The organism is Millisia brevis NBRC 105863 (assembly GCF_001552615.1).
Lineage (GTDB): Bacteria > Actinomycetota > Actinomycetes > Mycobacteriales > Mycobacteriaceae > Millisia > Millisia brevis.
In genome coordinates, this window is the sequence record NZ_BCRN01000012.1 from 96,977 (window position 1) to 116,883 (window position 19,907).

General features: G+C 70.3%; 13 protein-coding genes. 8 read left to right on the forward strand and 5 right to left on the reverse strand.

Going from position 1 to position 19,907, the window contains the following annotated elements:
• The first annotated feature begins 78 nt into the window (after window positions 1–78).
• Window positions 79–966: an endo alpha-1,4 polygalactosaminidase gene (locus MB1_RS16760; protein WP_157084118.1), complete on the forward strand. Its 888-nt coding sequence runs from the start codon at window positions 79–81 to the stop codon at window positions 964–966.
• A gap of 67 nt (window positions 967–1,033) precedes the next feature.
• On the opposite strand, the gene MB1_RS16765 is transcribed toward MB1_RS16760, so the two are convergent.
• Window positions 1,034–1,738 (reverse strand): SOS response-associated peptidase, encoded by a 705-nt coding sequence (locus tag MB1_RS16765; RefSeq protein ID WP_066909777.1) that lies wholly within the window; start codon window positions 1,736–1,738, stop codon window positions 1,034–1,036.
• Window positions 1,739–1,884: 146 nt separating this feature from the next.
• Here MB1_RS16765 and MB1_RS16770 point away from each other — a divergent pair, with 146 nt between their 5' ends.
• The 5 genes from MB1_RS16770 (at window position 1,885) to MB1_RS16790 (ending at window position 8,440) form a co-directional block, all read left to right on the forward strand.
• Window positions 1,885–3,138: a pyridoxal phosphate-dependent aminotransferase gene (locus MB1_RS16770; protein ID WP_066909780.1), complete on the forward strand. Its 1,254-nt coding sequence runs from the start codon at window positions 1,885–1,887 to the stop codon at window positions 3,136–3,138.
• A gap of 1,333 nt (window positions 3,139–4,471) precedes the next feature.
• Window positions 4,472–5,737 carry a YibE/F family protein gene (locus tag MB1_RS16775; protein ID WP_174531975.1) on the forward strand — a complete coding sequence of 422 codons (1,266 nt, stop codon included), beginning with the start codon at window positions 4,472–4,474 and terminating at the stop codon, window positions 5,735–5,737.
• A gap of 319 nt (window positions 5,738–6,056) precedes the next feature.
• Window positions 6,057–6,299, forward strand: a complete 243-nt coding sequence (locus MB1_RS16780) for an acyl carrier protein (protein ID WP_066909985.1) — start codon at window positions 6,057–6,059, stop codon at window positions 6,297–6,299.
• A gap of 3 nt (window positions 6,300–6,302) precedes the next feature.
• Window positions 6,303–7,478, forward strand: coding sequence for an acyl-CoA dehydrogenase family protein (locus MB1_RS16785; RefSeq protein WP_066909783.1), 1,176 nt, complete (start codon window positions 6,303–6,305; stop codon window positions 7,476–7,478).
• Window positions 7,475–8,440, forward strand: coding sequence for an amino acid--[acyl-carrier-protein] ligase (locus tag MB1_RS16790; protein ID WP_066909786.1), 966 nt, complete (start codon window positions 7,475–7,477; stop codon window positions 8,438–8,440). The genes MB1_RS16785 and MB1_RS16790 overlap by 4 nt, the downstream gene beginning before the upstream one ends.
• A gap of 116 nt (window positions 8,441–8,556) precedes the next feature.
• Here MB1_RS16790 and MB1_RS16795 read toward each other — a convergent pair whose 3' ends face one another.
• The 3 genes from MB1_RS16795 to MB1_RS16805 are packed head-to-tail and all read right to left on the reverse strand — an operon-like array spanning window position 8,557 to window position 14,689.
• A complete protein-coding gene (locus MB1_RS16795) occupies window positions 8,557–11,031 on the reverse strand; it encodes a glycosyl hydrolase 2 galactose-binding domain-containing protein (RefSeq protein WP_066909789.1) in 2,475 nt (824 codons plus the stop codon).
• A complete protein-coding gene (locus MB1_RS16800; RefSeq protein ID WP_066909792.1) occupies window positions 11,028–12,035 on the reverse strand; it encodes a DUF1839 family protein in 1,008 nt (335 codons plus the stop codon). Before MB1_RS16800 ends, MB1_RS16795 begins: the two co-directional genes overlap by 4 nt.
• A gap of 44 nt (window positions 12,036–12,079) precedes the next feature.
• Complete coding sequence (locus MB1_RS16805; protein ID WP_169801684.1) at window positions 12,080–14,689, reverse strand: Hsp70 family protein; 2,610 nt, start codon at window positions 14,687–14,689, stop codon at window positions 12,080–12,082.
• A 491-nt stretch (window positions 14,690–15,180) separates the two neighbouring features.
• Here MB1_RS16805 and MB1_RS16810 point away from each other — a divergent pair, with 491 nt between their 5' ends.
• Both MB1_RS16810 and MB1_RS16815 read left to right on the forward strand, forming a co-directional pair.
• Window positions 15,181–17,001, forward strand: a complete 1,821-nt coding sequence (locus MB1_RS16810) for an alpha/beta hydrolase family protein (RefSeq protein WP_066909798.1) — start codon at window positions 15,181–15,183, stop codon at window positions 16,999–17,001.
• Complete coding sequence (locus MB1_RS16815; protein WP_066909801.1) at window positions 16,998–18,254, forward strand: alpha/beta hydrolase family protein; 1,257 nt, start codon at window positions 16,998–17,000, stop codon at window positions 18,252–18,254. Before MB1_RS16810 ends, MB1_RS16815 begins: the two co-directional genes overlap by 4 nt.
• A 52-nt stretch (window positions 18,255–18,306) precedes the next feature.
• Here the strand turns inward: MB1_RS16815 and MB1_RS16820 are convergent, their stop codons facing one another.
• Window positions 18,307–19,905, reverse strand: coding sequence for a glycoside hydrolase family 71 protein (locus MB1_RS16820; RefSeq protein WP_084352012.1), 1,599 nt, complete (start codon window positions 19,903–19,905; stop codon window positions 18,307–18,309).
• Window positions 19,906–19,907: the final 2 nt, after the last annotated feature.

The window sequence follows — 19,907 nt, forward strand, 5'->3', positions numbered from 1 at the left end:
CCGGTCGAGGTTGGGGAGTCTGGCATCCACCCGATGGACGCAGAACTCCCCAATCCGCCGGTTCGCGGGGCGGGTCGGATGCGTGCGTGGCTTGCGATCGCGGGGCTCGCGCTGCTCGTGCCGGTCGCGACCGCGTGCGGACCGGCGGCCGAGGAATCTCCCGGCGACGGGGCGACCCCGACGGTTGCCGCCACCGGGGCCGGCCCGACAGCCGCCGCTACCGGGGCCACCCCGCCGGCCTCCGCCGGGGATACCGTGACCGGCCCACCGACGGGGGTGGGCTTCGACTACCAATTGGGCGGCGACTATCCGGTACCCGCCGATGTCGGCGTGGTGGTCCGCCAGTGGGACAGCGCACCGGCCCCCGGCGTCTACTCGGTCTGCTACGTCAACGCCTTCCAGACCGAAGCGCAGGCCGACGGTCCCGGCGGCGCCGAACGGTGGCCGGACGGGCTGGTCCTCGACATCACCGACCCCGAGTGGCCCGGCGAACATCCGATCGACATCGGCACCCCCGCGCATCGGGACGCCGCCGCGGCGTTCGTATCGGACATGCTCGCAGCCTGCGCCGAGCGCGGCTTCGACGCCGTCGAGTTCGACAACCTGGACAGCTACCAGAGGTATCCCGATCTGCCCTCCGATCGGGATGACACGATCGCCTACGCCCGCCTGCTGGTGGACGCCGCCACGCGGTCCGGGCTGGCGGCCGGTCAGAAGAACACCCCGGATCTGCTCGACGCGGCCCCGGACATCGGCTTCTCCTTCGCGATCGCCGAGGAGTGCGGTCAGTTCGACGAATGCGAGTCCTACGTCGACCGATACGGCGACGCGGTCTTCGACGTCGAGTACACCCGGGACGGTTTGGACGCCGCCTGCGCGGCGATCGGTGAGCGGGCGGCGGTCATCCAGCGCGATCTCGACCTCGTCCCCGGCGATTCCCCGGGCTACCTGCGCCGGGTGTGCTGAGCGACATCGCGGGAACCCGGCCCGCGGGGGCGGCGGATCGGCGTGCGGCCCGACCTCGGGGCCCCGGTCAGACCGCGACCGGTTCGAGCAGTTCCGGGGAGTTGTTGGCGACATTGCCGACCGCCGGGCCCACCTCGTAGGGGATCAGCGTCGGCTCGACGACGTGGTCGACCAGCCCGGTGATCGCTCCCGGCGCGGTGATCGACGGATCGAGCCACTCGTCGAGGTCCGCCCCGGCGAGCACCAGCGGCGCACGGTCGTGGATCTCGCCGATCGCGTCGGTCGCGGGCCGGGTGATGATCGTCGTCGAGAGCACCCAGCGGTCCGGATCGTCGTCGGCGGCGTCGGGCCGGCGCCACCACTCGTAGAGGCCGGCCATCGCCAGCACCCCATCGGCATGCAGGAAGTAGGGGACCTTGCGGCCGTCGCGCCGCATCCACTCGTAGTATCCGTCCGCCGGCACGATGCAGCGCCGGGAGGCGGCCGCCTTGCGGAAGGCGGGCTTCTCGGTGATCGTCTCCGATCGCGCGTTGATCATCCGCGCGCCGATCGACAGATCCTTCGCCCACGACGGCACCAACCCCCATCGGGCGGTGTGCAACTCGCGCCGACGATCCCCGGTCTCGCGGTCGGTACGGGTCAGCGCGATCCGCACCGGCTGGGTGGGCGCGATGTTGTAGGAGGGCGCCAAGCCCTCGCCGACCGCTTCGACGATGTCGAAGACATCCTTCAGATCGGCATCGGAACGCGTATTCGCGTAGCGGCCACACATGGAAACGATTGTCCTCACCGATCGCACCGTTGACCACCGTCGGCCCACCGGCCGGTCCGGCGCCTACCACACCGGACCGCCCCACTCGGGCCATTCCCGGGATATTGGCTTGCGGCGACTCCCGGGGGCGGTGGCACGATTGCCTGATGAGTTCCACGGAGCAGTTTCACCCGGCATCGTCCCTTCGCCCGCTCGAGCAGTCGTCCAAGCTGCAGAACGTGCTGTACGAGATCCGTGGACCGGTACACGCCCACGCCGCCCGGCTCGAGGCCGAGGGGCACCGCATCCTGAAGCTGAACATCGGCAACCCGGCGCCGTTCGGGTTCGAGGCGCCCGACGTGATCGTGCGCGACATGATCGCCGCACTGCCGCACGCGCAGGGCTACTCGGAGTCCAAGGGCATCCTGTCCGCACGCCGCGCGATCGTCACCCGCTACGAGCTCGTCCCCGACTTTCCGGAATTCGACGTCGACAGTGTCTATCTGGGCAACGGCGTCTCCGAACTGATCACCATGACCATGCAGGCGCTGCTCGACGACGGCGACGAGGTGCTGATCCCGGCACCGGACTACCCGCTGTGGACGGCGATGACCACCCTGGCCGGCGGCAAGGCCGTGCACTACCTCTGCGACGAGACCAACGGCTGGCAGCCGGACCTCGCCGACATCGAAGCGAAGATCACCCCCCGCACCAAGGCGCTGCTGGTAATCAATCCGAACAATCCCACCGGTGCGGTCTATTCGCGCGAAACCCTCACCGCCATCGCGGAACTGGCCCGCAAGCATCAGCTGCTGCTGCTGGCCGACGAGATCTACGACAAGATCCTCTACGACGACGCCGAGCACGTGAACCTCGCCTCGGTCGCGCCCGACCTGCTCTGCCTGACCTTCAACGGGCTGTCGAAGACCTACCGCGTCGCGGGTTACCGCTCCGGGTGGCTGGTGATCACCGGCCCGCGGGCGCATGCCGCGGGGTTCCTGGAGGGCATCGAACTGCTGGCCTCGACCCGGCTGTGTCCGAATGTTCCGGCCCAGCACGCGATCCAGGTGGCCCTGGGCGGGTACCAGAGCATCGAGGATCTCATCCTGCCCGGCGGGCGCCTGCACGAGCAGCGCGACGTCGCCGTGCGCGCCCTCAACGAGATCCCCGGCGTCTCGTGTGTCGCTCCGCGCGGCGCGCTGTACGCCTTCCCGCGCCTCGATCCGGAGGTGCACGAGATCCACAGCGACGAGCAACTGGTCCAGGATCTGTTGCTGCAGGAGAAGATCCTGGTGGTGCAGGGCACCGGATTCAACTGGCCGCATCACGATCATCTGCGGATCGTGACGTTGCCGTGGGCGCGCGATCTGGCGATCGCGATCGAGCGCCTCGGCAATTTCCTTGCCTCCTACCGCCAGTAGTACTACTGCCGCCGACGTTCGGGCGGCCGATCGGACAATGGATAGCCTCCATATCCGATCGGCCGCCCGCGCCGGTCGCGCACGGTCCGAAGGTACGACGTTCGTACCGATTGCCGGAATCTCTGGCTGTATCGGGCGATTCATCGAAACCCGAGGCGCGTTACATCACGCTGAGCTAGACCATTCATAACAAGCCGGTCTCACATGCCGCACCGGCTTTTCTACGCACAAAGTCCTGGTAGCTTCGTGACTGCGCACCCAAGCGAGTGCGCCCCGAAGGCGCCAGCCGCCCATCCCCCCAGGGTTGGCTGGAAGGTGGCGGGGGACGAACCCCCCCTGCTTCCCCGCCACCGCCTTCGCGAAACCTACTCTGGAACCCGTGACCTCTTCCGGGCCATCAGAACCCCGCCACCGCCGACCGGACGGTCCGGAGTCGAGCGCCACACATCGCCAGGACGATCAACCCGCGCCGCCGGCTTCCGAGCGCGGTGCGCCGCGCCGACCCACACCACCCTCCGACCGATCGACCGGGCCGGATCACCGGCCCCCGGATGGGTCGTACGCGCCACGACAGACGCCCTACGGCACCCGCGCACCATCGAGCGGCCCCGGTGGTTCCCGGAGCGCCCCCGAGCCGTACGGCGCCGGGCCATACAACTCCGACCCGTACCGCCCCGATCCGTACGACGCCGGGCCATACAACTCCGACCCGTACCGCCCCGATCCGTACGACCCCGACCCGTACGACGGGGGTGTCCGATACGGCGCCGAGGACTCGTACCGCGGCCGCGATGCCGCCGGCGCCGACAGCGGGTGGAGCCTCTCCGAACCTCACCCCGCAGGCGTTCCGTATCCGCCGCGGCGCGCGCGGGCCCACGACACACCATCCGAGCAACCGCAGGATCCCGACCGCCGGGATCGCTTCGATCCGATTCCAGGTGGCCCTCCCACGGGGCCGTTTCGAGACCCGTACGGCGCCGCTCCGGCCGATCCGTACCGAACCGGCTACGGCGACCCGGGCGATACTCCCGGTCCCGCCGCAGGTCCCGTGGCCCGCGGCGCCGCCTCCGGTCCCGCCCCCACCGCCGGCCCGGCTCCCACTGCCGGTCGCGCTGCCGCTGCGGGTCGCGCTGCCGCCACTCCCGCTGCCACTGCCGGTCGCGCTGCCACTGCCGGTCGCGCTGCCACTGCCGGTCGCGCTGCCGCTCCCGATTCCACCGCCGCTCCCGCTGTCGGAGCCTCCCCCGATCCTGCGGCGAACGCCACGAGCGCGGCGCCGACGGGCACCCCGACGGGGCGCGCCGGCCGACGGGCCCGACGCACGGGGCCGGAGTTGGTGACCCACCACGGCCACGGGCACAGCCACAGTCACGGGCACGGCCCGATCCCGATCGGACCGGTCGCCGCGCGCGTGGTGATCGGCCTGCTGACCGTGATCGGCATCGCCTCGCTGATCGGCCTGTTCGTGCTCTGGCCGGACCGCGTGAGCGTCGACGTGCCCACACCCTTCCAGTCGGCCGACGGCAGTGCCGTGCAGTCGGTGAACGGCACCGTCCTCGAACAGAACCCGGGTCTGTGCCCCAGCCCCTCCGCCGGTCGCGTCTTCAGCGATGCCCCGCTGGCCGCGCCCGCCGGCGGATACGAATGCCCGAGCTTCGTGGTGTCGATCGACTCCGGCCCCAACGCCGGCAACCGGACCCTCCTCGAGGTCTCACCGGGCCCCGGTCAGCCGGATCTCCAGCCCGGCGACAAGATTCGCCTCATCCGCGGCATCGACACCTCCGGCTCGGCGATCTACGGGTTCGACGACTTCCAACGCACCGGATCGCTGCTGCTGGTGGTCGCGATCTTCGTGATCGTCATCGTCGTGGTCGCCGGACTGCGCGGCCTGCGCGCGCTGATCGGCCTGACCCTGGCGTTCGGGGTGATCGTCGTATTCATCCTGCCCGCGTTGCTGGACGACAAACCGCCGGTACCCGTTGCGCTGGTGGGCGGTTCACTCATCCTGTACGCGGTGTTGTACCTGGCGCACGGCGTCAATCTGCGGACCAGTGCTGCGCTGCTGGGGACGCTGACGTCGATGGTGGTCGCCGCGATCGGCTCGGTGATGGTGATCGACGGGACCGGTGTCACCGGCCTGTCCGAGGAGCAGAACACCAATATCCAGACCTACCTCGAGCACGTGTCGATCATCGGATTGTTGCTCGCAGGCTTCATCATCGGCTCGCTCGGCGTGCTCAACGACGTGACGATCACCCAAGCCTCGGCGACGTTCGAACTGGCGGCGGCCAATCCCGACGCGAGCCGTCTCGACCTCTTCCGGGGGGCGATGCGGGTCGGGCGCGACCACATCGCGTCGACGGTCTACACCCTGATGCTCGCCTACGCCGGTGGCGCGCTGCCGCTGCTGCTGTTGTTGAGCGTCGCGGGACGGCCGCTGGGTGACCTGTTGACCGGTGACGCGATCGCGACCGAAATCGCCCGTTCGGCGGTCGGTGGCATCGCCCTGACCCTGTCGGTCCCGCTCACCACGGGAATTGCCGCGATGCTCGCGCGCCCGCCGGGCCGTGCCGCCGGCCGACATGCCGCACGACACTGAAACAGACCCCACCGATACACGCGTTTGTGACTTTACCGTCGCGCATTGGCGATCCTTTTGTTATGCGTTCGCGATCTAACGTCTGTCCAGGTCATCCCCGGTCGGCCGCTCTCTCGTTACCATTCTCGGTACGGTAACGTGACGGATGCTCGTCCAGCGAGCTGAAACATTTTTTACTTCGGTTTCGATGTACTTGGCATACCGCTCGGTTGTGTAAACGACCGTTTGCGAACCAAAGCGAAGACGCCGATCGCGTCGAGTTTCGAGCGTCGGACTCGACAGCGAGTGAGCGTGGATGGAGGAAGACGTGAGCGTGCAGATGACCACCGACCTGGACCGGATCCGAGACATCATCGGGCGTTACGGGAAGCTCCCCATCACCGTCGACTCGATCGGTGAGGACGATGACCTGTACGACAAGGGTCTGACCTCCCATGCGAGCGTCAACGTCATGATCGGTCTCGAGGACGAGTTCGACATCGAGTTCCCCGACCGACTGCTGCAGAAGTCCACCTTCTCCTCGATCGCCGCCATCTCCGCGGCGATCACCGAGTTGGTCTGAGCGATGCCGACCGTCCAGTCGCCGACACAGGATCTGACCGGGGGCCCACCGGTACCCGACGCCGTCCTCGATGTGGTGCGTACGCACGCGTCCGATGTGGACCGCGCCGCACGCTTTCCCGCCGAAGCGATAGCCGCACTACGGGAACTCGGCCTGCTCGCCGCGCCGATCCCCACCGATCTGGGCGGCTCCGGCGCCTCGCTGACCCGACTGGCCGCCATCACCCGCGCCCTGGGCGCCGAATGTGCGTCCACCGCGATGATCTACGCGATGCACCAGACCCAGCTGCTGTCGTTGACGCGGCACGGCCTGTCGTCGCCCGCGATCGCCGCGTTCGTCGAGCGGGTGGCGACCGAGGGCCTGCTGCTGGCCTCGGCGACCACCGAGATCGGCATCGGTGGCGACGTGCGATCGAGCTCCTGCGCGGTGACGTACGAGGGCTCGCAGTTCACCCTCTCCAAGAATGCGCCGGTGATCTCCTACGGCGCCTACGCGGACGCGATCCTGGTGACCGCCCGCCGCTCCCCGGAAAGCAATCAGGGCGACCAGGTATTGGTGCTGTGCCCGAGCGATCGGCTCGAGCTCGAGCAGACCGGCGCCTGGGATACCCTCGGTTTCCGCGGCACCTGCAGCCCGGGGTTCCTGCTGAAGGCGCAGGGCTCGGCGGACTGGGTGCTGCCGGTCCCCTACTCGACGATCTCGGCGCGCAGCATGCTGCCGACCGCGCACGTGCTCTGGGCGGCGGCCTGGTCGGGTATCGCCGACGCCGCGGTTGCCAAGGCGCGCAAGGCGGTTCGTCAGCAGGCCCGCCGCAATCCGGGGACGACTCCGCCGGCGGCACTGCGGTTGGCGGAGCTGTCGGTGATCCACGACCGTCTGGTCGACACCGTTCGTTCCGCAGCGGCGGATTTCGACGACAATGCCGACAACCCGGCGCGCCTGGACTCGATCGGCTTCGCGATCCACGCGAACAACGTCAAGGTCACCGCATCGGAATTGGTGGTCGAGATCGTCGGGCGGGCCATGGTGATCTGCGGGATCGCCGGCTATCGCGACGACAGCGACCTGAGCATCGGGCGACACCTGCGCGACGCGCACGGCTCGCAGATCATGGTGAGCAATGAGCGCATCCTCGCCCACAACGCCCAGCTCGGTCTGATCTACAAGGGCGACCGATGACCGCGGTCGACGCGTCCTCGGTCGGCGCCGAGTCGGCCGCCCACGCGGTGGCGGATCTGCAGACCGAACGCGCCCGGTTCCGGGACGAACTGGTCGCCGCCGAACTGCTGATCCCGACCTCGGTCGACGGATTGTACGGTCGCTCCGGCGATTTCGAGTCCATCATCGATCTGATCGATGCGAAGGTGGAAGCGGCCGGCGCGGCCGCCCACGGCACCTCGGCGCAGGTGCTGCGGTTCCCACCGGTGTTCCCGGTCGACGCCTTCGAGCGGACCGACTACCTCGCCTCCTTCCCGAACCTGACCGGTGCGATCACCACCTTCACCGGCGACAACAAGGCCCACGCCCAGTTGCTGGCCGAGCGCTCCGCCGGACGCGATTGGAACCACTTCCTGTCGCCCGCGGGCACGATGCTGGTCTCCGCGGCGTGCCACCCGAGCTACGCCCGGCTGACCGGAACGCTGCCCGCCGACGGCGTGCTGATGGACATCTTCGGCTACTGCTTCCGGCACGAGCCGGCGGTGGATCCGGCACGCATGCAGGCCTTCCGAATGCACGAATATGTGCGGGTCGGCACCGAGCAGGCGGCGATCGACCATCGCAGCGCCTGGGAGGAGCGCGGCCTGTCGGTCCTGGCCGACCTCGGCCTCGAGGCGGAGGCGGTGATCGCCAACGATCCGTTCTTCGGTCGGGCGGGCCGCATGCTCGCCGCCAACCAGCGCAACGAGAACCTCAAGACCGAGCTGGTCGTGCGCCTCTACGGTGACCTGGACGACGGCACCGCGGTCGTCTCGGCGAACAACCATCGCGATCATTTCGGGGACACCTTCGATATCCGCACGGTCGACGGCTCCACCGCGCACAGCGCCTGTGTCGGATTCGGCATGGAGCGCATCGCACTGGGCATGATCCGCCGCTACGGCACCCGGCCGCGTACCTGGCCGGCGCACCTGCGGGCGTAGCCGACCACCCTCGGGCGCTGGTCGTATACCGAACCGGGCGCAGGGGCATCGGCGGGCGCGACCTCGGGCCCGGCAGCGGTCGTTATCCAACGCTCGATCGAGGTGGTAGACCCCGGTTACTCCGGTGCGTCCACCACCTCTATCGTCGCGGAGGCCACCGCGTTCAACGCCCGCACCCGTCCGCTCGGCTTCCGCCCGGCCGCCGCCGACCGCAGCGGGACATCCCGATGGGTGCCCGGCGCCAGGTGGAACCAGTTGTCCGCGGGTTGCGCTCCGGCACAGTCGATCACGACGTACTGGGCGACATCTGCGGTCGCGATCCGCAGATTCCAGCCGTCGCCGTCCGGTGTGCACCGCGCCGACAGTCCGATCGAATTCTGCAGAGGTAGTCGCGGGCCGGCCACCAGGTGCACCGCCCGAGCCACCTCGACGTCGGCGGCCGAGTCGAGCACCCGCACCACGATCGCCTCGTAGCCGCGCCGACCGAAGCGGTGCGCGTGCGTGGCATCGGTGAACCGGCCGAGGACCCCGTCGACGCCGCCGGTCCAGCGGCCGTGCGCGGGTACGACGATGTCGACCGCGCCCTCGACCGGTACGAGCCCTGCCGCGGTGTGCAGTTCGACCGTCAGGCGCCCGGACAGCGGTATCGGCCGATCGTTCGGGACGGTGATCCGCAGCCCGTCGAGGCCGCGGTCGTCGAGCAGGATCGCCACCGGCGCCGCCGCGCGCGCCCACGGATACCACGGCGCCTTCGGCACCCCGAGGGCGTCCACCAGGCCCCAGCCGGCGCCGGGCGCGGTATCGCGCAGGCTGAGCACCAACGCGCCGTCGCATCCGGAATCGGCTCCCCGCCAATAGGAGTAGGTGGCGGTAACCGCCTCGCAGATCGCTGCACGACCCAGGTCGAGGTAGTACTCGGGGTCGTCGCGACGCACCAGCGACGGTTCGACACCGAAGAGGGTGCGCACATAGTGATCGCGCACGTCCTCGAAATCCCAGGAGGAGCCGCGGTCGCGGGGGACGCCGCGCTTCCATGCCGGGTCGTGTCCGGCCGGGTTCGCCGAGCCGAACAGCGCGTCGACCGAACGGCGTTCGGGCGGGATCGCGAAGGCCAGACATTCGGCGGCGAACCGCACCCCGGCGGCGCGCACGTCGTCGAGGGGTCGCAGATAGCCGCCCACTCCGAAGTAGTGCGCGACACCGGAACCCTCGTGGGTGGCGAGGTCTCCCCCGGACGGGCTGGACGGCACGCAGCCGACCGACAGTCCCTCGCGGTCGAGGATCCGCGGAAGCTCGCTGTCGGAGAAGGGCATCCGGTACTCGTCGGCGGACAGGCCGAGCATGGTGGGCTGCTGGTCGGTCTCGCTGCCCCCACTGATCACCGCGAGCGATGCCTGATGGCCGTTGTCGCCGAGGAAGGCGTCGAGTTCGGCGCGCAGCAGCGCGGTGAAGGCCTCGTCGGTCGGTGGGTCGATCGTGCCGATCATGAGGTCCTGCCAGACGAGCAGGCCCAATTCGCTGCAGATGTCGTAGAACTCGGGGGTCTCGTAGACCATGGTGCCGACGACGCGGACCATGTTCGCGCCGGCGGCGGCCACCTGTTCGAGCAGGTCGCGCACACCGGCGTCGCCGAATCCGATCGGGTCGACCGGCACCCAGCAGGCGCCGCGGCAGAAGGTGGGTATCCCGTTGACGGCGAGGGTGAATCCGCCGGTGGACCGGTCGACGGTGATGTCGCGGAAGCCGACGAGATGGTCGCTGCTGCCGTCGGTATCGGTGATCCGCACCGGATAGCGCACCGGGTCACCGTGGGTATGCGGCCACCACGGGCGCACGCCCGGTACGGCGATGGTGGTGTCGAGCTGCCCCTCGGGATCGGCGCGGGCGGTGACGGTCGTTCCGGCGACCTCGACGGTGATCTCCGCTCCGGCATCGGTATTCAGGCGTACCCCCAGGGTCGCGGCCCCGTCCTGCCATCCGCCGCGCAGGCTCGGTTGCGGGCGGGCGCCGGCCGCCGTCAGGGTGATCGGTCGCCAGGGGCCGACCGGGGCCGGCACCCCGTTGTAGACGGGCGCGCGGCCGAGCATCGTGGTGCGCACCCAGCGCAGTCCCTGCGCGGCGATCATCGATGAGCGCCACCGGCCGCGCGGGCGGCGGCGCGCCAGATGGGCGGTGAGGGAACGGAATCGCAGCGCGAGGGTGATGCGCCCGGTCTCGGAGCGCAGCGTCGCTCGCAGCGGGACGAACATCGACTCGCTCTCGGCGATCACCGTCCCGCCCGCCCAGACCTCGCAGATCGTCGCCAGGCCGGCGCATTCCAGCACCAGATCGGTATCGGTGGGCACCTCGACGGTGGTGCGAAACCACCAGGTGTCGGCGTCGTAGTCGCGCGAGCGGGCAGCCTCGTCGCCGTCGATATCGCGCATCACGGCGGCGACGGTGGTCGGCAGAGAGACCGCGGCGGCGACGGATGAACCGGGATCGGCGATCGTTCCGGGCCGGTTGTCGTTCTCCCGGAAGACCGCCCAGCCGGCGCCGGCGAGGTGGTCGACGATGCCGGTGGACGATCGGGCTTCGCCGGTTGTGGTCACAGAGCCGCGTCGAGGGCGTCGACGGCCGCGGCCCAGCCGCCGCTCATCGCGTCGACCGTTTCGGTCAGGTCGACCGCCCGGCCGCGCGCGGCGCGCGCCATGCGGAATTGGCCGGACTTGGCGGCGGTCGCCACGGCGAGGAACGGCTCGACCGCGGCGGCGGCGTCACCGATCCCGCGGTCGACGAGGTATCCGGCGACATCGGCGGCGATCTCGGCGGTGGCGCCGAGCTGTCGGAAGGTGCCGAAGGACCACAGATGGAAGGCGTCCGGCCCGGCGGACTGCACCCATTCGATGTCGGCGACGACTCGGCGGCCGAGATCGGCTGCCGGGTTGCCCGCGGGCCGGCGGGCGAAATGCTCGGCGATGCTGCGGATATCGCGGTCGTCGACCGCGGGACCGGCGTCGAGGCGGTCGACGTCGACCGCGATCTGCTCGAGGTAGGGCGGCAGCAGCGGGGCCCGCTCGCCGATACCGAGGCTGCCGTCGAAGTCCTCACCGGACACCTCGTAGCACCCGGCGTTGTGCAGGTAGGTCATCGTGCGCAGCGACGGGTCGATCGTCAGCGGAACGATCGTCGTCTTGCCGTGGCCGGACCGGTAGGTGGTGCCCGCGGTATCGGGCAGCCAATGCGAGTCGACCTCGACAGTCGACAGCCGGCCGTGGGTCAGATTCTCGATCAGGTGCTCGTGGAACGGCTTCCACACGTTCATCTCGTCGACCCGGATGCCGTAGAGATTCCGCAGGTCCTCCGATTGCGGCTTGACGAACGACCACTGGAGTCCGTCGAAACCGGCGTCGAGCACCGATGCCATGGCCGGCCGGGGATCGGCGCCGAGGACGTGGATCAGTTCGACCCACAGGTCGACGTAGCAGTTGGTCTCCGACCAGATGCGTTCCGTCGCGTGAATCGGGTGGGGGCGGAACGTCTCCGGGTGGACGTCGACCGTCCGGGGTCCGATCGGTCCGGCACCGGTGATCGCTGTGGCCTGTGCGAATACCATCGACTACTTCCGATTGTGTTCTACGAGAATCGAACCCCACCCTCTTAGAGGGTCGCGAATTCCGGTTCGAGCGTTACTGCCGCCACCCCGTAGGCCCCGCCGTCCACCAGGGTGACGCCGATTTCGGTGTCGGTGGCGAAACGGTCGCCACTGGCCCCGAAGTCCGGGTCGGACAGCCCCCACAACACGACGGACCCGACGGCCAGCGCGCTGGCGACCAGTCCGGCGATCATGGGCAACCGCGCCTTGATGCGGGCGGCGCGGGACTGTGCGCCGGCGATCGGCTTGCCCGCCTCGGCGTCCGATGCGACCGGGTCGGTGTCCGATGCGGTCGCGGTCTGCGGATCGGCGAGCAGCTGCCCGTTGCCGGAACGACCCGTCACCGGGTCCGCCAGCGGCGCGTAGTAATCCGAGACACCGGCGGCGTCGACGGCCCCGCGATCATCGATCTGCCGGACCGCGGCGGCAACCGCGCTGAGGTTCGGGCGAACGTCCGGTCCGATCGGCTCGGTCGGGCCGTCGATACCCCGTCCCACCGCGCGCGTCATCGCCGCGGGCACCTCGATGGTCGGCTCGTCGCCGGGAGGGCCCGCCACCCGGGTGGCCGCGGACTCCGGCCCCACCCCGGCGCCGTCGACCGATCGCGCCGAGGCGTCCCCGGAGGTCTCCGCCGCCAAGTCGGCTGCGGTGTCGACCCGGGCGGAGGTGAGCGGGTGGATGCCGGTCAGGTCGGTATCGGGACGCTGTTCGGCGGCGGCGACCCCGGCCGCGGTGGCCACTCCGACCGCCGCGGGGGTCACATAGCCCGCCGCTCCGGAGTCTTCCTCGCCGGCGTCGGTGCTCGCCGTTTCCGCGTCGGGCAGCTCGCCGGTGGTGGCTGCCGTGTCATCGGTCGGATCTGCGTCGACAGTCGGATCGACGTCGACAGTCGCCTCCGCGCCGTCGGGCGCGTCCGGATCGGCGGGAGTGGTCTCGGCGGCGGCGCCGGCCGGCGTCACCTCGGCGGTCTCGGCCGGGGTGGCGGCCTCGGCAACGGTCTCGGCGGCTTCCGCGGCCCCGGTGGCATCGGTCTGCTCATCGACGGCGGCCTCGGCGCCGGAATCCTCGCCGGGGATCTCCGACGTCCCGTCGCCCTCGGTCGCCGCGTCGGCATCCGCGGCCCGATCGACTACCGACTGCTCGGCTACCGACTCCTCGACGTCCTGCACGGCCTCGTCCACCGTGCCATCGGCAGCGCCGTCCTCGGCAACTTCCTCGACCAGGTCAGCAGCATCGGCGGCGTCCCGCTCGGCGCCGTCGACACCGTCGGCGCCCGGCGCCGGCTCGTCCTCGATCACGGCCGTGTCTTCGGTCTCGACTTCCACGGCTTCGGCGGCGCCGTCGAACTCGGCGGTCGGCTCGACCGTCGGGGCGGTCTCGTCGGCGAGCTCGGCCGGCACCTGGACGACATCGCCCAAACTGGTGGGCTCGGCGGACTCCGACTCCGCCTCGACGCCGGCCTCCTCGGCCACGGTCGACCACGCAGCGTCGGGCGAGTCCGCGACGGTCTCGTCGGATGCGGAATCCTCGACGTCGGAAACCTCCGCCGGGCCATCCTCGGCGGAATCCGCCGCCGGGGTCGACTCGTCGGAACCGATACCTCCCGCTACCGCCGCAGCGGCAACCGCCGCCGCACCGGCGACATGTTCGGGGGTATCGGCAAGATCTTCAGCGGCAGCCTTCTCAGCCGCTGACTTTTCGGCGCGGTCTTTTTCCTCCGCGCCCACCATGTCGAAGACCGGCTCGTCCTCATCCGGTGGTTCCGGTGGCGACTCCGGCGCCACCACATCCTCGGCCTCCGTATGCCCGAAGCCACCGGCGATCAACGCAGCGCCCTTTGCGACCACCATCTCCGGCTCGTCCGGGACGACCACCGGCAGGCTCAGGCGGCCGGCCAGAACGGTCTGCACGCTCGGGACGTACGCACCGCCGCCGATCAATACGATCCGGTCGATCGTGCGCTCGTTCGCCGCACCAAGTTCACCGACCAGATCCGCCGCCCGCTCGAGCACCGGATCCATCGCTGCGACCAGCTGATCCCTGGTCATCAACAGGATCCCGCCGCCGGGGGTCTGCGCCTTGGTCGACGTCGACAGCGACTCCTTGACCCCACGGCAGAACCGGGCCACCTCGGCCGCGGCCTCGGGGGTCTCGGGTCGCTGCAGGATGCCCTCGGCCACCAGATGGTCGAGCACCAGGCCGTCGAAAGCGTTGCCGCTGATCTCGGTGGTGCGACTCGACCCCAGCACATTCGCCGAGGGAATCTCCACCAGGCTCAGGGTCAGGCCGGAGGCCCCCAGGTCGAAGACGACCACCGCGCCGGGCATATCGGAGGTCAGATTGGATGCGCGGACGAACTCCGCGGACGCGACCGTATCGAGGACCGGGATCACCGAGGGCAGCACCTTCGGGTCGACCTCGGACAACACCGTGCCGACATCGTCCGCCACCGCGTGGGTGACCGCGACCCGCGGCGCGGGAACCTGCCCCTCGGTGACGCTCGACACCGCGCGGCCGATCAACGTGGCCGGGACCTGGCCCACCGCGTCGATTTCGCGCTTGTCGAACGTCAACGCCCCGCCTGCGCCGACCCGCGACACAGAGGTCCGTGCCATGCGCAATACGGTCGTTCCGATCGAGACGCCGAATACAGCAGTCATCGCTCGAATTCCTCCGCCTGTCGCCTGGAAGCCGTTGTCGGGCGCTCCGCTCGAATCGTGACCACTATACCCCACATACGGTACGATATTTGATCAAAACCCTACCGTATGCCGGTATTCACACGTCGGCCGCCCCGATCCCGAGACCCGGTGCGGTCCGATGGCCTGGATGCAGAGTACATGCAGGTCTGTGGTGAAGTAGAAGCAACCACAGCAGGGCGATGACCGAAACCCGAACGGGTGACCACCGTCGGTGCCGGATAGTGGAAACACCGACCGGCCCGCGGCGATAAACCGAACGGGTACCTCCCGGGCGACACCATCCACAGGACGTCGCCCCGGTGACCCGGTGGGCGCAGTACGACCACGGCGCGGGAAACCGCCGCCCGAAGGGTATGGACAGCATGTCAGGGCAGGACACGGGCGCAGGGCGACATACGAGCCCCGTGAGCACCGAAATCGTCGACAACAATCGGACCGAGACCGCCACGGTCGCGGCCGCGAGCGTCGAAACCTGGATCGGGCCCGCCGACCGCCCGATCTTCGCGTCGATCCATCGCCCCGCCGACGGGACCGCCCGCGGCGCGGTGGTGATCTGTGGTCCGCTCGGCCGCGAGCACGTCACCACCTACCGCGGGGTTCGTCAGCTCGCCGAGCGGGTCGCGGACGCCGGCCTGCTGGCCGTGCGCTTCGACTACCCGGGCCTCGGCGACTCCGCCGGCCCGCAGGACGATCCCGCGGCCCTGTCCGGCTGGCTCGACGGCATCCGGTCGGCGGTCGACTACGCCCGCTCCACCGGCGCCGGTGAGGTCACGCTGGTCGGACTGCGCGCGGGCGCGCTGTTGGCCTCCGCGGCCCTGACGCATCTGGGGCCGCTGCGGTCGGTCGTGTTGTGGGATCCGGTGGCGGCAGGCCGGCGCTATGTGCGCGAGCAGACGGCGCTGTACCGGATGACGGTCGGCGAGGACGACCCGGTCGACCCGCGGGTCTCGATCACCGGCGCCGTCTGGCATCCCGATGCGGTCACCGGACTGTCGGCGCTGTCGATCGATCCGTCCTGGGTCCGCAAGGCCGTCGAGCCGATCGATCCCGGGCAGCCGCCGCGGGTCCTCTGCGCGGTACGGATCGGCGATGCCGGCGGCCGGTGGGTGCGGGAGCTGACCGATGAGGTCCCCACCGACACGATCGAGTTGGACCGCCAGGAAGCCTTCGTCAACCCGCCGAGCTTCATCGGCAGCGTGCCGACCGCCTCGATCGACACCCTCGCGACCTGGATCGTCGACCGCCACCGCGACCTACCCGCCGCGGCGGTACGCCTCGACGTGGCGACGACCCGCCGCGTCGGTGTCACCCCCGGAGGGCAGGACATCCTCGAGACGATCAGCCGGCGCGGCCCGCACGATCTGGTGACGATCACCACCCGCGTCGACGGCCCGCCGCCGGCCGATCGCCGGCCCGAGACGATCGTGCTGCATGCGACCGGTTCGGAGCATCGCATCGGACCGTCGCGCCTCTGGGTAGACGCCGCTCGCGCCCTGGCCGGAGACGGTGTCGAGGTGGTGCGCTACGACCGACGCGGCACCGGGGACACCGGGACGGTCGCCCCGGACGAGGACTCGCCCTTCGCGTCGGCGACCTCCCGCGCCGACCTGCTCGACTTCGCCGAGACGCTGCCGAGCGCTCCGCGCGACACGATGTTGATCGGGATGTGCTCGGGTTCGTGGAACTCGGCCTTCGTCGGGGCGGCCCGCGGCGCACGCGAGGTCGTCATGATCAATACGGCGATCTGGTCGTTGCGCAAGCGGCGGGTACCGCTGCGGCGGGCGCACTTCGACGCGATGGAATCGTCGACCGCCGATCGGCTCTTCGTCGTGCTGCGGACCGTGCGCAACGCGGGCCGGGACCTGATCGACGCGCTGCCCTATCGCGCCTTCGCCGCGCTCGGCACGCTCGGGGTGACCAACAACCCCGAGAGGCTGCTGCGCACCCTGGGCAACCGGTCCGAGCACGTCACGGTGCTGTTGTCGCCGGAGGATTCCGGCGTCTTCCGCGCCGGCCGCGGGCTGCAGGCATTGCGCCGGGCGCGGGCGGGGGCCGACCGCTTCACCGTCGTGGAGTTCGACAACGGCGACCACACGTTGATCCACCGCGACCTGCGCGAGGAGACCCTGCACCATCTGACCCGGGCCGTCGATCGCGCCTTCCGCCGGCGCCCCGCCCTCAGCGACGGTGGCGCGCCGCCGCGCGTGTCCTCCACCGAGCTATGAGCCGCCGGTCTCGGGAACGTCGGACCGCGAATCGACGCCGGGCGATCGCGCTGGCCGCCGCGGTCGCCGTGCTGGCCGGCTGCGGCACCACCTCGGGGTCGACCGATGCGACCGGGACGGCCGCGCCTGAGACGGCGGCGTTGCCGCAGCTGTCGGCGGACGCGGTCGCCGGGCGCGGCACGCTGATCTCGAGCGAGCCGGTCTGGGATATCGACCCGTCGATCACCGCCGCCGGCGCGAGTGCCTACCGGGTGGTCTATCGGTCGACGTCCGGCGTCGACGGCAGCGCAACCGAGACCTCCGCGATGGTGCTCGTCCCGGACGCCCCGGCCGCCGACGGCTCCCGCCCGGTGGTCTCCTTCGCGCACGGCACCACCGGCGTCACCCCCAACTGTGGGCCGTCGTTGTACCCCGATCTGCTCGGCTACGCCGGGGCGGTCGCCCCGCTGCTGACCCTGAACTACGTGATCGTGATGCCCGACTACCAAGGGTTGGGCTTCACCGCGCCGGGGGACTCCGCGCAGCATCCCTACCTCGAACCGATCACCTCCGGCTACAACGTGATCGATGCCGTCCGCGCCGCCCGCGCGGTCGCCCCCTCGGCCGGCGAACGCTGGGCCGCCTACGGGGTCTCGCAGGGCGGCCAGGCGGCCTGGTCGGCGGGCGAACTCGCCGACAGTTACGGCGAGGGCCTCGACTACGTGGGGGCGGTCGCCCTCGCCCCGCCGGCGGCGATGTCCGAGATCCTGCCGTTGGCACAGGCGGGCTTCCTCTCGCGCGAGCAGATGGTCCTGTGGCGCATGATCATCGAGGGGATGCACGTCGCGCAGCCGCAGATCGATCCCGACGACTATCTCGGCGGGGTGCTCGCCGAGGATCGGGACGCCTGGTTTGCCTGTACCCCCGGACCGGACCTGACGCGCCGCGGCGAACTGGTCAACCGGGTCAACCCGGCCGACGCGCGGCCGGTCGACGACGCGGCGGCGGAAGCCCTGCGCGAGTGGCTCGCCCGCATCTCGCTGCCCCAACGACCCGCAGGCGGCCCGATGCTGGTGATCAACGGCGGACAGGACCGGACGGTCCGACCGCAGTGGGTCCAGCGGGCGATCGACGAGGCCTGCGCCCTCGGCGACACCGTCGCCCATATCGTGCGCCCGGACCAGGGACATGCGGACCTCGACCCGGGCGGCGAGACCGCCACCTGGCTGGAGGCTCGTTTCCGCGGCGATCCGGCACCGAATACCTGTCAATAGAGCCGGGGCCGGGGCACCCGGGGCACTGGTCGGCTCCGGGGACCCCGGTCGCTCAGGACGAGCGACTGCTGCGGAAGACGTACTGCAGGTCCTGTACGGCGGGGACCTCCTGCACCGGGTACGGCGAGGTCACCTCCGCGACCACCCGATCGTCGCGGGTCATCGTCGCCGCGATCGACCCGACCTGCAGCGGGAACGTACACGTGCCCACCCCGGCGGTGACGGCACATTCGTACTGTCGGCCGCCGGCGTCGACCCGCACCACCGCGGGCGCGGTCGCGAAGACCAGCACCTCGATCGTGTCGCGGGACGGGGTACCGCCGGCGCGCGGCAGCATCGGGTCGGCGCTGGTGAACGCCGGCCGGGCGTCGTGGAACTGGGTGCGATGCGAGAGGTAGATGGTGTCGCGCAGGATCTCCGGGGCCCGCCCGGTCTTGTAGACCGACAGGAAGTACGAGCTCAGATCGAGCAGCGCGTAGCCGTTGTGCACCGAGGGGGCGATCTGGGTGCCCTCGCTGTAGTCGTTCCAGGTGACGATCTGCACCCAGTCCGCATCCTGCTGTACCGCGGCCTGCCAGTTCTGCCGCAGTGTCGTCGAATTGGCGGCCTCGTCGTAGATCGACATGCGGGGGCGCGCGTCCTGGACCGCGATCGGCTGCATCCACCGGACGCCGAGGTCGTGGGCCCGGCGGATCAGCGCGGCCGCGCTGGTCGGCCCGGTGTCGGTGACCGGGACGAACGCCGGGTTACGTCCACCCCAGTCGCCCATGGCGTAGCTGATCGGCGCGAACGCGTCCATATGCGCGACCGGGTCGAGGAAGGTGGGTACCAGGGCGACGGTCTCGCCGCGCTCGGCGAAGATCGCGATCACCTGCGACCACCAGTCGACATCGCGTTCCTCGGCGGCGAACGCCGAGATGACCAGGCGACCGTCGGCGAGGCGGAAGACGGCGGGCGAACCGGTGTACCGGCTCAACTCGTCGACGAAGCGGGTCGGGTCGACGTCACCGAGTTCCCCGGTCATATCGGCCATCAACATGATCGGGAAGCCGCCGACGTTCTGCGCGGCGGTCATCATGTTGCCGGCGACCGGAGACTGGGAGTTCGGGGTCTCGCGCAGGGTGATGATGTTGAGGCTGAAGCCGTCGATCCCGGCGTCCTTGGCCGTGCGGATCTCGGTTTCGAGGTCGGCGACCTCCCACTGCGGGTCGGCCAGCGGGTCGCGCGGCAACGGGCGGTCGCGTTGCAGTCCCCCGACGCGCACGTGCTTGTCCTCCTCGCCGTGCGGGTTGAGGTAGTTGCGCGCGTAGTAGTCGGAATCCGGTGGTTCGTTGTCCAACGAGATCGGGTTCGGCGGAAAGTAGTGCGCGAAGACGAGCCGGTCGTCGACGGCCCGGCCCGCCACGGCCGGGTCCGGCAGATCGATCGGCAGCCGCGGCGTCGACGTGCCGCCGGCGATCGTCGGCAGGGCGTTGACGAAGTCGACGGGAAGGTCCCCCGCGTCGACCGGATCGACCGCGGCCGGGCTCGGCGGCGGGCTTGCAGCCAAGGCATTCGAGGTGGTGACCAGGGCGAGTGCGACCACCCCGGCCACGGCCACCAGGGCCACCACCTGCACGAGCACCAGGGCCCGCGACAGTCCTTTCCTCACGA

Coding starts and splice junctions, on each gene's coding strand:
- MB1_RS16760 (WP_157084118.1), top strand. CDS start 79: ATGCGTGCGTGGCTTGCGATCGCGGGGCTCGCGCTGCTCGTGCCGGTC.
- MB1_RS16765 (WP_066909777.1), bottom strand. CDS start 1,738: ATGTGTGGCCGCTACGCGAATACGCGTTCCGATGCCGATCTGAAGGAT.
- MB1_RS16770 (WP_066909780.1), top strand. CDS start 1,885: ATGAGTTCCACGGAGCAGTTTCACCCGGCATCGTCCCTTCGCCCGCTC.
- MB1_RS16780 (WP_066909985.1), top strand. CDS start 6,057: ATGACCACCGACCTGGACCGGATCCGAGACATCATCGGGCGTTACGGG.
- MB1_RS16785 (WP_066909783.1), top strand. CDS start 6,303: ATGCCGACCGTCCAGTCGCCGACACAGGATCTGACCGGGGGCCCACCG.
- MB1_RS16790 (WP_066909786.1), top strand. CDS start 7,475: ATGACCGCGGTCGACGCGTCCTCGGTCGGCGCCGAGTCGGCCGCCCAC.
- MB1_RS16800 (WP_066909792.1), bottom strand. CDS start 12,035: ATGGTATTCGCACAGGCCACAGCGATCACCGGTGCCGGACCGATCGGA.
- MB1_RS16805 (WP_169801684.1), bottom strand. CDS start 14,689: ATGGCACGGACCTCTGTGTCGCGGGTCGGCGCAGGCGGGGCGTTGACG.
- MB1_RS16815 (WP_066909801.1), top strand. CDS start 16,998: ATGAGCCGCCGGTCTCGGGAACGTCGGACCGCGAATCGACGCCGGGCG.